General features: G+C 39.8%; 21 protein-coding genes. 12 read left to right on the top strand and 9 right to left on the bottom strand.

Features of this window, described 5'->3' with window-relative positions; all coding sequences use genetic code 11:
• Positions 1 to 59: 59 nt before the first annotated feature.
• The gene (gene rpsA / locus AC1DO4_RS00105; protein ID WP_477412478.1) at positions 60 to 2,039 is read right to left on the bottom strand and encodes a 30S ribosomal protein S1; all 1,980 of its coding nucleotides are present in this window, start codon (positions 2,037 to 2,039) and stop codon (positions 60 to 62) included.
• A 201-nt stretch (positions 2,040 to 2,240) separates the two neighbouring features.
• On the bottom strand, positions 2,241 to 2,912 hold the full coding sequence (locus AC1DO4_RS00100) for an ACP phosphodiesterase (protein ID WP_477411789.1): 672 nt from the start codon (positions 2,910 to 2,912) through the stop codon (positions 2,241 to 2,243).
• Positions 2,913 to 3,080: 168 nt separating this feature from the next.
• On the opposite strand from AC1DO4_RS00100, the gene tyrS reads away from it, so the two are divergent.
• The 3 genes from tyrS (at position 3,081) to AC1DO4_RS00085 (ending at position 5,509) form a co-directional block, all read left to right on the top strand.
• Positions 3,081 to 4,463: a tyrosine--tRNA ligase gene (tyrS, locus tag AC1DO4_RS00095; RefSeq protein WP_477411787.1), complete on the top strand. Its 1,383-nt coding sequence runs from the start codon at positions 3,081 to 3,083 to the stop codon at positions 4,461 to 4,463.
• 99 nt (positions 4,464 to 4,562) lie between these two features.
• Positions 4,563 to 5,057, top strand: coding sequence for a type II RES/Xre toxin-antitoxin system antitoxin (gene parS / locus AC1DO4_RS00090; RefSeq protein ID WP_477411785.1), 495 nt, complete (start codon positions 4,563 to 4,565; stop codon positions 5,055 to 5,057).
• Positions 5,057 to 5,509, top strand: coding sequence for an RES family NAD+ phosphorylase (locus tag AC1DO4_RS00085; RefSeq protein ID WP_477411783.1), 453 nt, complete (start codon positions 5,057 to 5,059; stop codon positions 5,507 to 5,509). The genes parS and AC1DO4_RS00085 overlap by 1 nt, the downstream gene beginning before the upstream one ends.
• 141 nt (positions 5,510 to 5,650) lie before the next feature.
• Here the strand turns inward: AC1DO4_RS00085 and AC1DO4_RS00080 are convergent, their stop codons facing one another.
• On the bottom strand, positions 5,651 to 6,880 hold the full coding sequence (locus AC1DO4_RS00080; protein WP_477402545.1) for an NADP-dependent isocitrate dehydrogenase: 1,230 nt from the start codon (positions 6,878 to 6,880) through the stop codon (positions 5,651 to 5,653).
• A 209-nt stretch (positions 6,881 to 7,089) separates the two neighbouring features.
• Here AC1DO4_RS00080 and AC1DO4_RS00075 point away from each other — a divergent pair, with 209 nt between their 5' ends.
• Both AC1DO4_RS00075 and AC1DO4_RS00070 read left to right on the top strand, forming a co-directional pair.
• Positions 7,090 to 7,797 (top strand): hypothetical protein, encoded by a 708-nt coding sequence (locus AC1DO4_RS00075; RefSeq protein WP_477411781.1) that lies wholly within the window; start codon positions 7,090 to 7,092, stop codon positions 7,795 to 7,797.
• 85 nt (positions 7,798 to 7,882) lie between these two features.
• Positions 7,883 to 8,335, top strand: coding sequence for a hypothetical protein (locus tag AC1DO4_RS00070; protein WP_477411779.1), 453 nt, complete (start codon positions 7,883 to 7,885; stop codon positions 8,333 to 8,335).
• 40 nt (positions 8,336 to 8,375) lie between these two features.
• On the opposite strand, the gene AC1DO4_RS00065 is transcribed toward AC1DO4_RS00070, so the two are convergent.
• Together AC1DO4_RS00065 and AC1DO4_RS00060 are read right to left on the bottom strand one after the other, a co-directional pair.
• Positions 8,376 to 10,196 carry a DNA polymerase III subunit gamma/tau gene (locus AC1DO4_RS00065; protein ID WP_477411777.1) on the bottom strand — a complete coding sequence of 607 codons (1,821 nt, stop codon included), beginning with the start codon at positions 10,194 to 10,196 and terminating at the stop codon, positions 8,376 to 8,378.
• Between the two features lie 73 nt (positions 10,197 to 10,269).
• Positions 10,270 to 10,506, bottom strand: a complete 237-nt coding sequence (locus AC1DO4_RS00060) for a hypothetical protein (protein WP_477411775.1) — start codon at positions 10,504 to 10,506, stop codon at positions 10,270 to 10,272.
• Between the two features lie 269 nt (positions 10,507 to 10,775).
• On the opposite strand from AC1DO4_RS00060, the gene AC1DO4_RS00055 reads away from it, so the two are divergent.
• From AC1DO4_RS00055 to mtgA, 5 genes are all read left to right on the top strand, one after another.
• Positions 10,776 to 11,345 carry a hypothetical protein gene (locus tag AC1DO4_RS00055; protein ID WP_477411773.1) on the top strand — a complete coding sequence of 190 codons (570 nt, stop codon included), beginning with the start codon at positions 10,776 to 10,778 and terminating at the stop codon, positions 11,343 to 11,345.
• A 64-nt stretch (positions 11,346 to 11,409) separates the two neighbouring features.
• Positions 11,410 to 11,775, top strand: coding sequence for a 30S ribosomal protein S6 (gene rpsF, locus AC1DO4_RS00050; RefSeq protein WP_477402540.1), 366 nt, complete (start codon positions 11,410 to 11,412; stop codon positions 11,773 to 11,775).
• Entirely contained in the window at positions 11,775 to 12,038 is a 264-nt protein-coding gene (gene rpsR, locus AC1DO4_RS00045) for a 30S ribosomal protein S18 (RefSeq protein ID WP_067054791.1), read from the top strand. The genes rpsF and rpsR overlap by 1 nt, the downstream gene beginning before the upstream one ends.
• A gap of 15 nt (positions 12,039 to 12,053) precedes the next feature.
• Positions 12,054 to 12,497, top strand: a complete 444-nt coding sequence (rplI, locus tag AC1DO4_RS00040) for a 50S ribosomal protein L9 (RefSeq protein WP_076377921.1) — start codon at positions 12,054 to 12,056, stop codon at positions 12,495 to 12,497.
• A 116-nt stretch (positions 12,498 to 12,613) separates the two neighbouring features.
• Entirely contained in the window at positions 12,614 to 13,378 is a 765-nt protein-coding gene (gene mtgA / locus AC1DO4_RS00035) for a monofunctional biosynthetic peptidoglycan transglycosylase (RefSeq protein ID WP_477411771.1), read from the top strand.
• A gap of 457 nt (positions 13,379 to 13,835) precedes the next feature.
• Here the strand turns inward: mtgA and AC1DO4_RS00030 are convergent, their stop codons facing one another.
• Positions 13,836 to 14,447, bottom strand: coding sequence for a YdeI/OmpD-associated family protein (locus AC1DO4_RS00030; RefSeq protein ID WP_477411769.1), 612 nt, complete (start codon positions 14,445 to 14,447; stop codon positions 13,836 to 13,838).
• 111 nt (positions 14,448 to 14,558) lie between these two features.
• Here AC1DO4_RS00030 and AC1DO4_RS00025 point away from each other — a divergent pair, with 111 nt between their 5' ends.
• On the top strand, positions 14,559 to 15,644 hold the full coding sequence (locus AC1DO4_RS00025) for an alpha/beta hydrolase (RefSeq protein WP_477411767.1): 1,086 nt from the start codon (positions 14,559 to 14,561) through the stop codon (positions 15,642 to 15,644).
• 1 nt (position 15,645) lies between these two features.
• Here the strand turns inward: AC1DO4_RS00025 and AC1DO4_RS00020 are convergent, their stop codons facing one another.
• The gene (locus AC1DO4_RS00020; protein ID WP_477411765.1) at positions 15,646 to 15,942 is read right to left on the bottom strand and encodes a YciI family protein; all 297 of its coding nucleotides are present in this window, start codon (positions 15,940 to 15,942) and stop codon (positions 15,646 to 15,648) included.
• A 36-nt stretch (positions 15,943 to 15,978) separates the two neighbouring features.
• Positions 15,979 to 16,464, bottom strand: a complete 486-nt coding sequence (locus tag AC1DO4_RS00015) for an ABC transporter ATPase (RefSeq protein WP_477411763.1) — start codon at positions 16,462 to 16,464, stop codon at positions 15,979 to 15,981.
• A 45-nt stretch (positions 16,465 to 16,509) separates the two neighbouring features.
• Here AC1DO4_RS00015 and AC1DO4_RS00010 point away from each other — a divergent pair, with 45 nt between their 5' ends.
• Positions 16,510 to 16,992, top strand: a complete 483-nt coding sequence (locus tag AC1DO4_RS00010; RefSeq protein ID WP_477411761.1) for a hypothetical protein — start codon at positions 16,510 to 16,512, stop codon at positions 16,990 to 16,992.
• Here AC1DO4_RS00010 and AC1DO4_RS00005 read toward each other — a convergent pair.
• Positions 16,987 to 17,554 (bottom strand): (Fe-S)-binding protein (locus AC1DO4_RS00005; protein WP_477411759.1); only part of this gene is annotated, 568 nt, incomplete at its 5' end. The genes AC1DO4_RS00010 and AC1DO4_RS00005 overlap by 6 nt on opposite strands.

The following is a 17,554-nucleotide window of genomic DNA, read 5'->3' as shown; positions in this document are numbered from 1 at the left end:
CATAAAAAAAGCCCTCCCGAATTAACGGAAGGGCTTGTAAAATATGCTTCAGTTAAAGCTTATGCTTCTTCTTCGGGTTCAACTGCTTTTGTAGCAGGAGCTGGCGTAGCTTTGCGGGCTTTGTTTTCAGCACCTTCCATTTGCTCTTTTAACTGAGCTAATACGCTAAGGTCACCTAAAGTTGATTTCTCAACTGATTCTTTCACTTTTTTAACCGCGTTGCTTGCAGATTTTGCTTCTTTTTTGCGGTTTTCAAATTCCTGTACGCGGGCATCAGCACGGGCTTCTTCCCAAATACGTGAGTGTGAAATAACTATACGTTTGTTTTCTTTGTTAAATTCAATGATCTTGAATTCAGCAGCTTCTTCAGCTTTTACGCTTTTGCCGTCTTCTTTAACCAGGTGTTTGGTTGGCGCAAAGCCTTCAACACCGTAAGGTAAAGCTACGATGGCACCTTTGTCAGTCACTTTTAACACGGTACCTTCATGTATTGAATCAATAGTGAAGATGGTTTCAAAAGTATCCCAAGGGTTTTCTTCAAGCTGTTTGTGGCCTAAGCTTAATTTACGGTTATCTATGTCAAGTTCTAAAACAACCACGTTTAATTTTTCACCAACTTTAGTGAATTCATTAGGGTGATTTACTTTTTTAGACCATGATAAGTCAGAGATGTGGATTAAGCCGTCGATGCCGTCTTCCAGTTCAACAAACACACCAAAGTTGGTCATGTTTTTAACTGTAGCAACGTGGGTAGTGCCAATAGCGTATTTCTCGCCGGCATTTTGCCATGGATCAGGGGTTAATTGTTTAACACCTAATGACATTTTACGCTCGTCGCGGTCAAGTGTTAACACTTGTGCTTCGATCTCATCACCAACTTTCAGGAATTCCTGAGGATTGCGTAAGTTTTGTGACCATGACATTTCTGATACGTGGATTAAACCTTCAACACCAGGGATGATTTCAAGGAATGCACCGTAATCAGCAACAGTAACAATACGTCCTTTAACTTTAGATCCTATAACGATAGTTTCGTCAAGACTCTGCCAAGGATGCGGAGTTAATTGTTTTAAGCCCAAAGCAATACGTTTTTTCTCGTCATCAAAATCAAGCACAACAACGTTGATTTTTTGATCCAATGATAAAATTTCGCGCGGATGCTCAATACGGCCCCATGAAATATCAGTAATGTGTAATAAACCATCAACACCACCAAGGTCAATAAATACACCAAAGTCTGTAATGTTTTTAACAGTACCTTCCAATACCTGTCCTTTTTCCAGACGGGCGACAATTTCTGTTTTTTGGTTTTCTAAATCGTCTTCGATCAGCACTTTGTGCGATACTACAACGTTTTTGAATTCGTGGTTAATCTTAACAACCTTGAATTCCATTGTTTTACCTACGTACACATCGTAATCCCTGATAGGTTTAATATCGATCTGTGAGCCAGGTAAGAAGGCTTCAACGCCCATAATGTCAACAATTAAACCACCTTTAGTTCTGCTCTTCACAAAACCAGTAATGATCTCATCATTATCAAGGGCTGAATTAATGCGCTCCCATGATTTTTGAGTTTTTGCACGTTTACGTGAAAGTACCAACTGACCGTTAGCATCTTCCTGTGATTCTACAAATACATCAACTGTGTCACCTATCTTAAGATCAGGTGTATCACGGAATTCTGAAACTGAAACTAAACCATCTGATTTAAATCCTACGTTCAGAACTACATCTTTGTTGTTAACGTTAACAACAGTACCGGTGATAATTTCGCCTTTGGTGATAGAGCTGAAAGTTCCATCATACATTTTCTCAAATTTTTCACGGTCGCTATCGCTGTAGTTACCAAATTTTTTGTCATCTGCATCCCAGTCGAAATCTTCGCTTGGTGTAACTGCAATTTTTGACTTGATCTCTTCGATAGAGATTGAATCAGCCTCTGATTCAATTGTTTCCTTTTCGCCAGATGCGGTAACTGTACCCAGTTCTGCTTCTTTCGCTTTTAATTCTTTTTCTGCTTCTTGTTTTTTTGCCATTAAATAATTTTTCTCCTTTTCCCAATTTGTTAATTGGGACTGCAAAGGTACAGACATAATTTTATTTAAAAAAGAATATTTTAATGTTAATTACTGATATTTAAGGCTTTTTGAGCTGATTAGACAAGAATTGAGGCATTTGGGAGCAGGGAATAAAGGCAAAGGACTGATTTTATGCGTATGATGCGCAGGGGCATTGTATTAAGTAGTTGATAATTTCACCTCTATCTCGGCAAAAATCGACATAAAACCCTCCAGCAAGTAATTACGGTAATTATCCAGTACCTCATTCATAGCGGCTTCCTGCCGGGTTGTAAAAGGATTTTGCCATATGCGCATACAGATGCGTTTAAGGGCATAGGCTATCTGGTGGGTTTCGGCATAGGTATGCAGATACTGGCTTTTTTTAAACTCCCCGTAAAATTTGAAGAATGCATTACTATCATCCAGGCCCGAAAAGGTTAAAAACTCATCAATAATCCCGATTTTACAACCCGATAAATGCGCGTAAAAATCATCAACCTTAATTTTACCGGTGGTAAGCAGCAGGTTATCAATAATAAGCTCCAGCGCTATATGCCCCAAAAAGAAAGGTTTTACGGGGGAGCCCTCAATAGCGGGCAGCAATTGTTTTTTTAACTCGTGCGAGTGGGTTAAAAAAAAATCGGACGAGTGAAAATAACGGTCAACCGCCAGGTGCTTGTTCCAGCCGGTTATAATTGAATTAACATCATTATCCGCGTGATGAAGCTTTTCGGGGTGAAGAACAATATGCTTATCGGCATTTTTCAGCAGGTCGGGCAGTACGGTTCCCAATACATGGTAACAATTACCGGTATCCTTGTCGAAATAATAATGCGATAAAAAATTCATAAGCGCTGTGATGCAAAATACCCTGTTTTGCTCAATATACAAAGATTAAGTAATTATTTGAAATAGAATTTACCTGCAGTTAACCGTTCATGAATTATTCTGAATGTATCATTTTAGAATAATCTGCTTTAGCTTTATATCTTTGCAGCTTTTGAAACAGCACTTAATATGAACTTTGTTGAAGAATTACGCTGGCGGGGCATGCTGCATGATATTATGCCCGGAACCGAAGACCTGTTAAATAAAGGGATGGTTGCCGGTTATATAGGTTTTGACCCAACTGCAGACTCGTTACACGTTGGCAGCCTGGCGCAAATCATGACCATGATCCACTTTCAGCGGGCAGGCCACAAACCTTTTGCGCTGGTTGGCGGCGCCACAGGTATGGTAGGCGATCCATCGGGTAAATCGCAGGAACGTAATTTACTTTCCGAAGATGCTTTAGCGCATAATTTAAATGGCATTAAAAAGCAACTGGAGAAATTTTTGAACTTCGATTGTGGCGCCAACAGCGCCGAAATGGTGAATAACTACGATTGGTTTAAAGATTTTTCGTTCCTGAACTTTATCCGCGATGTAGGTAAACACATTACTGTTAACTATATGATGGCCAAGGATTCGGTTAAGAACCGTATCGGGGGTGATACTGGTATGTCGTTCACCGAGTTTAGTTACCAGCTGGTACAAGGCTACGATTTTTACTACCTCTGGAAAAACAAAAATTGCCTGCTGCAAATGGGCGGAAGCGACCAATGGGGAAATATTGTTACCGGTACCGAGCTGATTCGCAGGAAAGATGCGGGTGAGGCTTATGCTATAACCACCCAATTGATAAAAAAATCCGATGGTACCAAATTTGGTAAAAGCGAAGGCGGTAACATATGGCTTGACCCAAAAAAAACCTCGCCAACAGAATTTTATAAGTTTTGGCGCAATTCCAGTGATGTTGATGCAAAAACATACATCAAGATTTTTACATTATACAATAAGGGGGAGGTCGACAAATTAATCGATGAACACGATGCAGAGCCACATTTGTGGAAATTACAAAAGGCCCTTGCAAAAGAGATTACAACACTTGTGCATGGCTCAGAAGTGCTTGAATTGGTTATGTCAGAAATTAAATTTTCAAATGATCCTAATTATAAATGGCAAGACCTATCTTCTCTCTCTGAAGAAGCGCTTTTGAAAATGTTTGTTAAAAATGATGCCGCAATAAGAACCTCTTTGTTTTTTTCTGGAACTGGCTTTGAGCTGATATTTTCTGACGATATAGTTTCTTTTTTATCAGAGCTAAAATCTTACAATAGCATTTCCCAAGAATTTGAAAAACTATTTGAATCAAAGGGGGAAATTAAAAGACTCATCCAAAATGGAGGTCTTTCAATAAACAAAAAGAAAATATTTTTGGAATCTAAATTGACGGACTTTTATCGTTTATATGACAAATATATTTACGTTCAAAAGGGTAAAAATAAATCAGTATTAGTCGATTTTTGTGAGGATGTGAGTTTTGAGATTGCAAGGATAAAAACGTTACTAAATGATTAATTAATCTTGCTATTACTAAATAGCGATGGATTTAAACCCATCGCTATTTTTGTTTGAATAAATTTGAAAATCAGACAAATGGTAATTATATTTGTATATATGTCGTACAAAATAAAGCCAGAAACCAAAAATGAACTTAAGGAGCCTATGGTAGCTTATGGCATCCAGGGTACAATGCCTTCATTTTATAATTTATTGGGTGGTACAAAATCCTTAAAACTCACTACCGATTTCGATATCATTAACCTGGCCCGCAAGGGTTTCCCCAAAAGTGTCTTGCTTAACCTGGCAAAAAAAATCTCCTTAAACATCCAGGAACTTGCCAATATATTGCATATCAGTGAGCGTACTTTACAGCGTTACGAGGATGATGTCATTATTAAAACCGAGTACGCCGAAAAGGCCGTGGAGCTTGCCCGTTTATACACCCGTGGCGAAGAAGTTTTTGGTTCTATGGATAAATTTAAGATCTGGATAAAAACTCCCTCACTAATTTTTAAGGGCGAGGCGCCTGTTACTATCCTGGATACTTCTGCCGGCTTTGATATGGTTTTTAAAGAGCTCGGCCGCATAGAACACGGCATTTTTGCCTGATGATACTATACCGTATTGTTAATTGTAAATATGCCGATGACCTGAGCGGTAATGGCGCACGCTTATACGGCGGCAGATGGAACAGCGAAGGTAAACCTATGCTGTACCTGGCTTCGTCGAGGGCATTGGCTGTACTTGAGGTACTGGTACATTTAACGCCAATGATTATTCCCTATGATTTTTGCCTTACCGAAATTAAATTGCCAGCCGATAGCATTACCACGCTTGACACAACTTTATTACCTGCAAACTGGCGGGATGTATCCCCGCCGATAATTTTACGCGAAATTGGCGATGATTTTTTAAAGAAACAGCAACATTTATTAATGAAGGTACCCTCATCAGTTGTACCAGCCGAGTATAACTACCTGCTTAACCCCCTGCATCCTGAAGCCAAAGCAGTAAAGCTTTTAACAAAAGAACCTTTTAGTTTTGATGAAAGACTCCTTTGAGAATTGTTAAACCTTTCCTGCTTTTAATTGCCACATGTCATTTTCTCCTATCCCCTGCCCTTCAATTACAAAATACACCATAAAACAAAAAAGCTGCCCCTTTTTTGAGACAGCTTCTTTTGTTTTGGTTATACTATGTGATTATTTACCCAGCTTTGCTTTCAAATTTTCATCAATTGCAGCTAAAAACTCCTCGGTATATAAATAATCGGTACCATGTTGCACTTTTGGTTTAATGGTAATGGCCAAATCTTTGGTCATTTTACCGCTTTCAACAGTTTCAATACAAACTTCTTCCAAAGCTTTGCAAAAGTCAATAAGTTCCTGGTTTTTATCCAATATACCACGGAACTCCAAACCTCTTGTCCATGCAAAAATTGATGCGATTGGGTTAGTTGAGGTTGGTTTGCCAGCCTGGTGTTCACGGTAGTGGCGTGTAACGGTACCATGTGCTGCTTCGGCTTCCATTACAGTACCATCTGGCGTAACCAGGGTTGAGGTCATTAATCCTAATGAACCAAAGCCTTGTGCTACAGTGTCTGATTGTACATCACCATCGTAGTTTTTACAGGCCCATACAAAGTTTCCATTCCATTTTAAAGCCGATGCAACCATGTCATCAATTAAACGGTGCTCATAGGTAATGCCGGCATCAGCAAACTTTTGTTTATAATCTTCCTGGTAAATAGCTTCAAAAATATCTTTAAAGCGGCCATCATATTTTTTAAGGATGGTATTTTTGGTTGATAAGTATAAAGGCCAGCCTTTCATCAATGCCTGGTTAAAGCATGCGTGCGCAAACCCTTTTATTGATTCATCGGTATTGTACATAGCCAGGGCTACACCATCGCCCTTAAAATTATACACTTCAAATGATTGCTCTGCAGCACCATCTTCGGGGGTGAAAGTAATGGTTAATTTACCTTTACCTTTTGTTACAAAATCGGTAGCGCGGTATTGATCGCCAAAAGCATGACGGCCAATACATATAGGAGCTGTCCAATTGGGTACCAAACGCGGAACGTTTGCCATAACAATAGGCTCGCGAAAAACTGTACCATCCAGTATATTACGGATAGTTCCGTTTGGCGAACGCCACATTTGTTTCAGGCCAAACTCTTCAACACGCTGCTCATCAGGTGTAATGGTGGCACATTTTATACCTACACCATATTTTAAAATAGCATTTGCGGCATCAACTGTAACCTGATCGTTGGTTTCATCGCGATACTCAATACCAAGGTCATAGTATTTTATATCCAGATCAAGGTAAGGGGTAATTAATTTGTCTTTGATAAATTTCCAGATTATCCTGGTCATTTCGTCGCCATCCAGCTCAACTACCGGATTTTCTACTTTAATTTTTGACATATCAGATGTTGTTGTTTTATTTAAATGGCTCCAAATATATTAATTTGAGTTTATCAATTTAATTAAATAGTACATGAAAATGATTGATTGCGTTATAGTGACGATTTATTAGCATAGTTTATTGTTTTTATAAACTTTGATGCTATTTTTATAAAATTAAACGTTAATAACTCAAACCGGCTGCTAAACCAAAGCCCGGTTGTTACATTATGATAAAACTAATATCAAAAACCATCATTATACTAACCTTATGTACAACTTCGTTTTTGGCAAAAGCTCAAATTGGATATGATTATGCTCAGTATGATCTTGGTACAGCAGTTGGTGCTAATGCCGCTGTTATGGCCGATGTAAATACCATCAGAATTACGCCATCGGTTCATTTTAATTTCAATTATAACCAATCACCATTTGTTAACTATGTATTTGAGCTGCAGGTTGGTCGTATAGAGGGTGGCGATTCACTTAAATCCACATCGGGCCGGCAGTTTGAAAACCATTTTGCGGCTTTTTTATTCAGGGCACAGTTGCAAGCGGGCGAATTTATAGACTACTCAACAAGCCCGTTTATGAATGTGATGAAAAACTGGTATACATCGGTTGGCATTGGTTACATGGTAAATCACATAGTTGCCAAAAGCAATGATATCCGCAGGGTAGATCCTTTACCTGGCGATAATAATGCCCAGGTACCTTTTATACCGTTGCGTTTAGGTTATGAGTTTAAGCTATTTAACAGCTATAGCCAACCAAGTGTTAAAATTGATATTGGCTATCAATATAATTTGGTATTGAGCGATAATCTTGACGGTTATGCCACAGGGACAACTGCTCACGATGCTTATGCCCAATTTACAATAGGTGTAAAATTCGCCATCGGTGGGGTAACATCGTACCGTAAACAGATCCATTATTAATTATCCCTTTATTTTATTTTTAGTTACATTTTATTGATTTTTTGGCAAGGTTTTTTCTGTACATTTAATATAAAATACCAAACCCATGAACAACCAAAATATTATTGACGGCTATGATGACGACGATGACGCATCAACTGATAATATCAATGACCGGGACAGGACATTGCGAGATGAACTTGGAGAAACCACTGATAAAGAAGATCTGAATTATAACGCCGACGAAGACAGCTTTGAATACGATGTAAAAAGCGATGACCCGGACTATGATCATCCCGACCCTTACAAAACATCGGTAAAAAACGGTGAGGATATGAACTCTACCTATGATGAGGCTAACCCCTATGATACGGCTGATGGTGAATATTCGGGAAAAAGATCAATTGAAACAGATGTAGATGACCTGGCCATGCACATTGATAACGGCGATATCACCGAGGTTGATCCTGTAGACGCCGCACTGGCCCATACCCCCGAGGATGACAGAGATGACCTTGACGAAGAAGGTTACCCAAAGAATGATGAATTTTTAAAATAGAGTAGTCAGTTTTAAGAATTAAAATTCACTACTCGGTCCATCAATCAAAATCAAGATTAAAGCGGTTACGCAACTCCATCAATTGCGGATTACGGGATGCCATGTGCTGAAACTTCTCGCTTGTTGTATAAGGCTTCCGCACAACTTCCTGTTCATCAACCCTGGCATTTACCTCGATAGTAAAGTTGTTTAACCTGCTCCGCAAAAAGTTATGCATCTCTGCCCGTTCCTCCTTAAATAGGTTTTCCTGTACTTTATTGCCTACTAAAACTTCAAACTCATACGGTTTTATCATTCGGGGGGCATTGGAGGTAAAAATGGTAACAAGGTTCTTTTTACCATCGGCCTTTACTTTAGCTGCAAAATCACTCCAATGTTTTAAAAAACTATCCATAGTAAAATCATCACGGGCGTCGCCTTTTAAATAGGGGTCTTCTTCCTCAAGTATCTCCTCTTCAGTTTTGCCGGCATCCGTTAACGATGGTATAGAGAAAGAACCTAAGCTGGGACTGGGGATAAATATTTTAGGCTTTTCGGTCGCAGCATGAGCAGCTTCTTTTACCGGTGTTGATACATTTACCGGTGTCGGCGGATTACCCGGAACCTGCGTGGTTTTATTATAAACAGGAGGTAAATCGCTTAATACACCTGTTTCATTAATGATTTTGCTCTCCTGCGGCGGTGCTATTACTGAGGTATCAGGTTTTTTTTTTAATGGCCCTTCGGTAGCGGGCGTTGCGGTTAGTGGTGTGGTAGCCATATTAAAGGCTGATGGCAAATGGCACATCTTGAGCAAAGCCAGCTCAACCTGCAGGCGCTGATTTTTACTCAGCTTATAACTCACATCGCATTGGTTGGCAATATTCATGGCCGAGAGCAGGAATGATACCGAACCTGCCTGTGATTGCTGCAGGTATTTATTCCTGATCCCTTCACTTACCTCTAACAATTTCAACGTAGATTGATCCTTACTTACCAGCAGGTTACGAAAATGCTCGCTTAGGCCGGCAATAAAATGCGCGCCATCAAAACCCCGCGACAGGATCTCATCAAAAAACAACAGCACTTTTGCTGTATCCTCTTTAAGCAGGCTTTCGGTTATATTAAAATAGTAATCGTAGTCAAGTATGTTCAGGTTATCAATAACAGAACGGTAGGTTACCTTACCGCCAGAAAAGCTAACGATCTGATCGAACATCGATAGTGCATCCCGTAAACCCCCATCTGCCTTTTGAGCTATAATATGCAGCCCGTCGGTTTCATAGCCGATGTTCTCTTTCCCGGCAATTGAAGCCAGGTGCCCGGCCATATCATCAACCCTGATACGGTTAAAATCAAATATCTGGCAGCGCGATAGTATAGTAGGCAGTATTTTATGCTTCTCGGTAGTGGCCAATATAAATATGGCATAATGAGGCGGCTCTTCCAGCGTTTTCAGGAAGGCATTAAAAGCCGCCTGCGATAGCATATGCACCTCATCAATAATATAAACTTTGTAACGCGCAGCTTGTGGCGGTATGCGCACCTGTTCAATAAGGCTACGAATATCATCAACCGAGTTGTTGGATGCTGCATCAAGCTCATGTACGTTAAAGGAGTTGCCATTTTCAAATGCTTTGCATGAGGGGCACTCGCCGCAGGCTTCGCCATTTGGCTGTAAATTAGTACAGTTAATGGTTTTGGCCAATATACGCGCACAGGTAGTTTTGCCCACACCACGCGGACCACAGAACAAAAATGCCTGCGCCAGCTGGTTATTTTTTATAGCATTTTTGAGCGTATTGGTTATATGCTGCTGACCAACAACGGTTTCAAAAGTAGCCGGACGATACTTACGGGCCGAAACAATGAAATTATCCACAGCCGCTAAGTTAACAAGAAAATGCTTTAAGTTAAAGTAGCAATGAAACGAATGTTAAGATATTGACGCTCTTTTATTGCAGGTCATCATCGGGCAGGTGATCATCATCCCCGGGGTCGGGTTCATCAGTGTCATCGGCCACCAGTACCTCATGCAGGTTATCCTCGGCATCCAGCTGATCGTCAAAATCTTCGTCGTCCTCATCGTCCCAGTCGCCTTCTATAGGGTYGTCACCACCACCGTAGGATAAATTTGCCATAGGGGCATATTCTAAAGCTGCTGTGTTATTTTGAAGTGTGATAAATTGCATATTGATGTTTTTAATATTAAKAGTTACAGGCAATTTACTGATGTATTTTAATTATTAACGGTCTTTTTATTTAAAAACGGATAGTGTTTTTTGGCGCAAAGGCCCAGGGGTGTAAGAATGTGGAGTCAAACAGCGTAATTGGCCCGTTTTTCTTAGCGTCGTCGCGTCTTTGCACCAAATTTATGAACATAATATCCCCCCGCTCATACACCAGTAATAAATACTTCTGTATTAACCAATAATCATATTTTTACATCAACTTAAACATTATGAAAAATATTATTACAAAAGTGTTGGTTTTATGCGCCCTGATTTTATCCGGAAGGTTTGCCCTGGCGCAGAATCATCCCAACAATATCGAGATCATGGACTTCGAGATAGCCCAACCCGGTAAAAAGGCCATACAAATGAACTCCAGCCGGGAGGACCTCGTAAAGGCCTTTGGACAGCCCTTAAAGGTGGAGGATTATTATTTTGAAATGGACGAACAGACTGGTACTGTGGTAAAATACAAGGGGGCTAACTTTTATTATTCTAAAGATAATAAATTGATGGGGTTTGACTTTGGTGCCGATGGCGCAGGCTTTCTATTGAAGTTTAAAAGTCAGCAGTCGGCTACCGGTATTGGCCGATCGTTAAATAAGCTTAAAAAACTAAAAAAAGTTACCGGCGGAGCGTTTTATAACATTCAGTCGGCCGGCGCGGATAAGGACGAATCGATATCGTTTGAGATTGATAAAAATGGCCGGGTAAAAAGAATAATTTATGGTGATTACGATGCTAACCAGGATAAGAATACCTTAACACTCGATGATTTGCGAAAACCATTTGATTTATAAACAATTCTTCTTACATTTGCAGCCCCGTAATAGCGGGTAATTAATTAAAAATCAAAGTATAATAATGCAACAGTACGAAATCGTGATCGTTCTAACCCCGTTGTTATCAGAAGAAACAGCTAAAGAAGGCATTGCCAAATTTAGCAAAATCTTAACTGATGGCGGAGCCGAAATTGTCCAGGAGGATAATTGGGGTTTGAGAAAATTAGCGTACCCTATTCAAAAAAAGACTACAGGGTACTATCACTTAACTGAATTTAAGGCTCCGGGTGAATTAATTAACAAATTGGAGATTGAATTAAGGCGCGATGAGCGTGTTTTGCGTTTCCTGACTATAGCTTTGGATAAACATGCCATTGCTTACAATGACAAAAAACGCAGCGGTGCCTTTAACAAGAAACCTAAAGCAACAGAGGAGGCTTCAAACTAATGGCAAACGATCAAATTAAATACGTTACCGCTCCTAAAGTGGAGGATAACCGTAAAAAATACTGCCGTTTTAAAAAGAATGGTATTAAGTATATCGATTACAAAGACGCTAACTTTTTATTAAAGTTCATTAACGATCAGGGTAAAGTATTACCACGCAGGTTAACTGGTACTTCATTAAAATTTCAGCGTAAAGTGGCCCAGGCTGTTAAACGTGCCCGCCACATTGGTTTATTACCTTACGTTACAGATTCATTAAAATAATAGGAGATTTAAGAAATGGAAGTTATTTTAAAACAAGATGTAAAAAACCTGGGTGATAAAGACGATGTAGTAAACGTTAAACCAGGTTATGGCCGTAACTACCTTTTACCTAAAGGTTACGCTATATTAGCTACTGTAAGCGCTCGTAAAGTTTTAGCTGAAAACTTGAAACAAGCTCAGTTTAAACAAGAAAAAATCCGCAAGGATGCTGATGCGATTGCTGCCCGTTTAGAAGGTGTTAAACTTAACATTGGCGCCAAAGCCGGTGAAAGCGGAAAAATCTTCGGTGCTATCAACACTATCCAGATTGCTGATGCATTGAAAAAAGAAGGCTTTGAGGTTGACCGTCGCCGTATTACTTTTGATCAGGAACCAAAGTTTGTTGGTGATTACATCGCAAACGTAAACCTGCACAAAGAAGTTAAGGTACAAGTTCCTTTCTCGGTAGTAGCTGAGTAATTTATATTTCGGAATTCGGATTTATATTTCGGATTTTGAGTTTAATTTTAGATTTTTAAAAGGTGTTTTGCTATGCAAAGCACCTTTTTCATTTTATTAGAAACTTATTATAAATAGTGCAGCGCAATTACAACTCCCCCAGGAAAACAAATTCAAAACCCAATAACCGGCCCACAAAATCAAAAAGCAGGTTTGGTGGCATATTTAAGCTCATATTCAGGTTAGTTAAACTGGCATTTATCCTTTTTGTTGGCCTTAGTTTGTTTGGGGTACTGTTATTCCGCTTTGTACGCCCACCCTTTACCTGGCTCATGATAGAGCGTGGTTTTCAACAAAAAGCTCGTGGTGTGGATTGGAAGATTGATAAGCAATGGAAAAGCTTCGACGAGATCTCTGATAACATGAAGCGCGCTGCAGTAGCGGCCGAAGATCAGACCTTTTTAGAACATCATGGTTTTGATTTTCACGCTATAGAAAAAGCCATCGAAAAAAACCAGCATAGTAAAAAACTGATAGGCGGAAGCACCATATCGCAACAGGTTGCAAAAAACGTTTTCCTGTGGGAAGGTCGTTCCCTCCTGCGAAAAGGCATTGAAGCCTATTTTACAATACTGATAGAAGTTTTTTGGAGCAAAAAACGCATTATGGAAGTTTACCTCAACGAAATTGAAATGGGCGATGGTATTTACGGTATCGAGGCTGCATCACAGGCCTATTTCCATAAACCGGCATCCGATCTTACTAAACATGAAGCGGCAGCTATAGCTGTTATTTTTCCAAGTCCGCTTAAGTGGTCGGCAACTAACCCTACCCGTTATTTAAAACACAGGCAGTACTTAATTATGAAGAACATGAGAAGGCTGGGACCATTGGATTTTTAGGCCCCCTAACCCCCTAAAGGGGGAATGATTAGCAGGGTTTATTTCGTTTTGATATTGTCATCGTATATCAACATACCGATAAATATCGGGAGATGCTATGCTTTTACCCCTTCTCCCTCCCAAATATTGAGTTACTGACAGTGCTTTGTCACCAAAAGGCTTACGTTTTATATTTAAATTTGAGGCGAGGTATTGCAATAACCAAACTTAAACCATTCATCGGTTTAAAGTTGTTTTACTAAAAAGAAGGAAATCAAAAAAAGCTCCTTCAATAATTTATAAACGCCTAAAAATAAGCAAATTAATACATTTTCAATTTAGTTCAATGGTATAACATCGGTGTACGAAAGGATATCGCAAGTGTATTGAAAGGGATAAAGTTTGGTGCATGAAAGGTGTTAGTTTGGTGTTTATCAGGTAACGGTTTTGCGGCGGGTTAAAATGCACTTTGTGGCCCCTATTTATACTTCCAATTCCTTGATTTACCCTCCGCAAGCCACTCAGCAGCGGTCTCCATACGCTTTAAGCGGGTAGCATCGCTTTTAGCATCAACAATCCACTCTACATACTCTTTTTTGTGTGAATAGCCGGATTGCTCAAATTTTAGTTTGGCCTCGGGGTAGCCGGTTAAAAATTCAGTGAAATATTCTGGTACAACCAATTCTGTTTTCGGCGCCGACGCTCTCTTTATTGCTTCGGGTGTCTTTTTGCCACTTTCATTCAATGCAATAGCCTGCAGTATAAAATCCTGTAAAATTTCTTTTGAAGGCAGGTCTTCTATTTTGGTAATACGGCCAAAACTTCCGGCAGAACCATCTCCAATACTTAATGCGTTATTAGGATCATTTAGTAACGAGGCCTTCCAAAAACCAAATGAACAATGCTCTTTGAAAGCCGCCATCTGGCATACCACGCCTTTGTAATCAAAAAACGGGAAACCCCACTTAATTGCTTCAGTCAACAAAGGGGATGTTTCGTGTACAAGTGCCCTTAAATAATTCAGGATTGGTTTGGCAAAATCGGGAGCCTTTTCAATAAAAGCATCTACCCTGCTATCATATTGTTCCATCAATAAATTTAGTAACAAATTGTTAAACTGCAATGAAGTTTGTAACCTTTAAAAGGTATTTTGCATCTTAGCTAAAGTAGATAATCCCATTACATAAAATGCTGTAAAACTATGGCCACAAGATCATTTAACCTATTTGCAGGAATCATTACCCTGTTATTTTTTGTTCAGACCGGCTACTGCCAGGTAAAAAGCACTTCACCCAGTCCYTTTACCGATAAAGATATGGTTTCATGGGATTACAGCTCAAAAGTGATTGGCGAAGATTATACCATATATGTACATTTCCCTCCCGGGTATGATACAACAAAAACAAAATATCCCGTGCTGTACATGACGGATGGCGACTGGAATATGACCGTTGCCATGAACTGCTTTAATATGCTAAGGCAGGACTATGAAACCACCGAAGCCCTCATTGTAGGTATAGGCTACGGCAGCAGGCCAAACAAACGAAACCGCGATCTTGACCCAAAAACAGGCGGACCAAATTTTTTATCGTTTATTGAGCAGGAAGTGATCCCTTTTGTTCAAAGCAAATACCGGGTAAATGATAATAAAGCTTTATATGGCTATTCCTTTGGCGGAATGTTTACAACTATGGTGCTGTTTCAACATCCGGGTTTATTTAATATGGTGTTTATAGGCGCCCCCGGAAACAATGGCAGGGAATTGGTTCCATCGGCACAAAAATATTTTGCCAATAACAAAGATCTTAACTGTAAAGTGTTTGCCGGTGTAGGATCATACGAACACGAAACAGCCCAAAATATTGAACTATTTAAGAGCTATATGGAAAAGCAAAACTGTAAAGATTTTGAAATTGCCACAGCGATAACCCCAAATGCAGGTCATGGCGCTGCATTGGCACAAGTGATGCAAAACGCAATAGCCTTTGCCTATTGTAAAAAACACAAAGCCATCCCGGTAATGGTAAAGGAGCTTGAACAATATACCGGCGACTATGTGATTGCAGGAGATGCCAAAAATAAATTTAAACTATACTCAACCGGTAATAAACTATATTTCAGGCAGAATGACCAGTTACCTATAGAATTTACCCCCTATGCCAAAGATTCGTTTTTTATGTATGAGGATGAAAGGGCCGATATCACTTTTAAAACAGAAGGGGTTAAAATGTATATATTATTTAGTTTCCCCAATGAGAAACCAACACGACTGGATAAAACCAAATAGCTTATAATCTTGAGCCAAGCAGCCCGTTTAATTCCGGATGATGTTGTGAGGTTAAAAACTCGGTAATGGTAAACCTGGCCAGTTCATGTTTATAAAAAGGATCTTCGGTGATAATTTTTTCTATTTCTTGTTTTGAAACAGCCAATGCCAAAATAATTCCGCCTGTGCGCGGTACTTTACGACCTGACGCTATAAATACATTTTCTTTATAATATTTTTTTAAATATGTTACATGAGCGGCCATGTGGGCATCCAATTCTTCAAGAGGGACAATGTAGTTGAGATCGATGATAAACATACTTTGTAATTTCAGAATTTCGATTTAAAGCATTCGCTATTGAGCAACCAAATCCCTAAACAACTGTATGTGCCAGCTGTTTTTAAACGGCACTTCCCATTTGGTTTCCAGTTCGGTTAGGTTTTGTACCATGTTATTGTAAACAATGGTTTCGGTATTTATTTTGCCTTGCTTAATCATATCCTCAAACGCGTGCCGTGGCAACGATATTATTTCTTCGCCATCACGATAAGCCAGGTTAAACCTGTCAAATAGGTTAATGTTAAAATGCTGCTCTATCTGCTTCATAAAATGAACCGACTTATCAATAGAGCAACCACTCGCGCCGGCCTGGCTTTCATCAACAATCAGGATCAGGAAACGATTATGCCGCACCTCCCCTTTTGCCTTCAATTTATTATTGTGGGCAGTCCAGTCGGTGGTAAATTTATCCAGTTCCTGCTGTATTTGCTGTACCTCCTGGCCGGTTAATTTTTTATCGGCCTGGTAGATCCAAACTCTTGAGTGTTGAGAAAATTCCATTTACAAAAATATCAATTTATTAACTTCGGGTTACATTTTGTTGTCATGAAAACATCAATCTTGCCATCAATTAAAAAAAACATAGTAATTATAGCAATATTGGCCTTCAGTGGCTTCATTTACGGTTTTAAACCGGGCATGGGTGAACAGGAGTGGCTAAGCTGGAGCAATAAATGCCTGTTGGAGTCATACAACCCTCCACCAGATATACAGCTAAAAAAGTGGGAACTCACCCTTACCAACGATTATTTTTTGCGTTTGAGGAAAACTTATCCACATGACCGTCAAGAGTATTTTTCGTTCAATTTACACCGCCTGAACAATGTTGAATACCTGGGAAACGACACAACAGGAACCCTTAAACTGAGCACCTTAGCCGACGATATTATTGTTCAAACTTATGAAGACCCTAAGGGCGATATTGATTCTATGGCGACTACCATGGAACTGCCAGTAAAGAACATGAGCCCGGCACGTTTAGATAGTTTGAAAAATGCGCTAAATTATTTTAAGGTTAAGGGCTTATAACCCATTCGCCCTAACGGTGATCTCGGCAATATCCAGCACCTGTATCTGTTGATCCTTTTCATTGAGTTTAACGCCATCTGTAAGCATGGTCATACAAAACGGACATGCGGAAGCCACCACCTGGGCTTTGATGGCTATAACCTCCTGGATCCGCTCCATGTTGACGTCCTTTTTACCCGGTTCCGGTTCTTTAAACATTTGCCCACCGCCCGCACCACAGCATAAGCCGTTTGATCTGCAGCGTTTCATTTCTACCAGCTCGGTATCCAGTATCTCCAGCGCTGCACGCGGAGCCTCGTAAACATTGTTGCCACGCCCCAGGTAGCAGGGATCATGAAAAGTGATCTTTTTGCCTTTAAAGCTTTCGCCTCCCTCGGCTTTTAGTTTACCCTCATCTATCAGCTGCTGAATAAGCTGGGTATGGTGGATCACTTCGTAATTACCGCCCAGGCCCGGGTATTCGTTTTTAATGGTATTAAAACAATGGGGGCAGCCGGTTACAATTTTTTTGATATGGTAGCCATCCAATACCTGGAGATATGGTAGCCATCCAATACCTGGA

This window comes from Mucilaginibacter sp. P5_A6, from assembly GCF_056400585.1.
This window is presented reverse-complemented; position numbering and strand designations above follow the sequence as displayed.

Bases quoted from the DNA above. Each gene is read 5' to 3' on its own strand.
- AC1DO4_RS00010 (WP_477411761.1), top strand. From the start codon at position 16,510: ATGAAAACATCAATCTTGCCATCAATTAAAAAAAACATAGTAATTATA.
- rpsF (WP_477402540.1), top strand. From the start codon at position 11,410: ATGCAACAGTACGAAATCGTGATCGTTCTAACCCCGTTGTTATCAGAA.
- rpsA (WP_477412478.1), bottom strand. From the start codon at position 2,039: ATGGCAAAAAAACAAGAAGCAGAAAAAGAATTAAAAGCGAAAGAAGCA.
- AC1DO4_RS00015 (WP_477411763.1), bottom strand. From the start codon at position 16,464: ATGGAATTTTCTCAACACTCAAGAGTTTGGATCTACCAGGCCGATAAA.
- AC1DO4_RS00030 (WP_477411769.1), bottom strand. From the start codon at position 14,447: ATGGAACAATATGATAGCAGGGTAGATGCTTTTATTGAAAAGGCTCCC.
- AC1DO4_RS00085 (WP_477411783.1), top strand. From the start codon at position 5,057: ATGATACTATACCGTATTGTTAATTGTAAATATGCCGATGACCTGAGC.
- AC1DO4_RS00070 (WP_477411779.1), top strand. From the start codon at position 7,883: ATGAACAACCAAAATATTATTGACGGCTATGATGACGACGATGACGCA.
- AC1DO4_RS00055 (WP_477411773.1), top strand. From the start codon at position 10,776: ATGAAAAATATTATTACAAAAGTGTTGGTTTTATGCGCCCTGATTTTA.
- AC1DO4_RS00075 (WP_477411781.1), top strand. From the start codon at position 7,090: ATGATAAAACTAATATCAAAAACCATCATTATACTAACCTTATGTACA.
- rpsR (WP_067054791.1), top strand. From the start codon at position 11,775: ATGGCAAACGATCAAATTAAATACGTTACCGCTCCTAAAGTGGAGGAT.
- AC1DO4_RS00020 (WP_477411765.1), bottom strand. From the start codon at position 15,942: ATGTTTATCATCGATCTCAACTACATTGTCCCTCTTGAAGAATTGGAT.
- rplI (WP_076377921.1), top strand. From the start codon at position 12,054: ATGGAAGTTATTTTAAAACAAGATGTAAAAAACCTGGGTGATAAAGAC.
- AC1DO4_RS00100 (WP_477411789.1), bottom strand. From the start codon at position 2,912: ATGAATTTTTTATCGCATTATTATTTCGACAAGGATACCGGTAATTGT.
- tyrS (WP_477411787.1), top strand. From the start codon at position 3,081: ATGAACTTTGTTGAAGAATTACGCTGGCGGGGCATGCTGCATGATATT.
- parS (WP_477411785.1), top strand. From the start codon at position 4,563: ATGTCGTACAAAATAAAGCCAGAAACCAAAAATGAACTTAAGGAGCCT.
- AC1DO4_RS00080 (WP_477402545.1), bottom strand. From the start codon at position 6,880: ATGTCAAAAATTAAAGTAGAAAATCCGGTAGTTGAGCTGGATGGCGAC.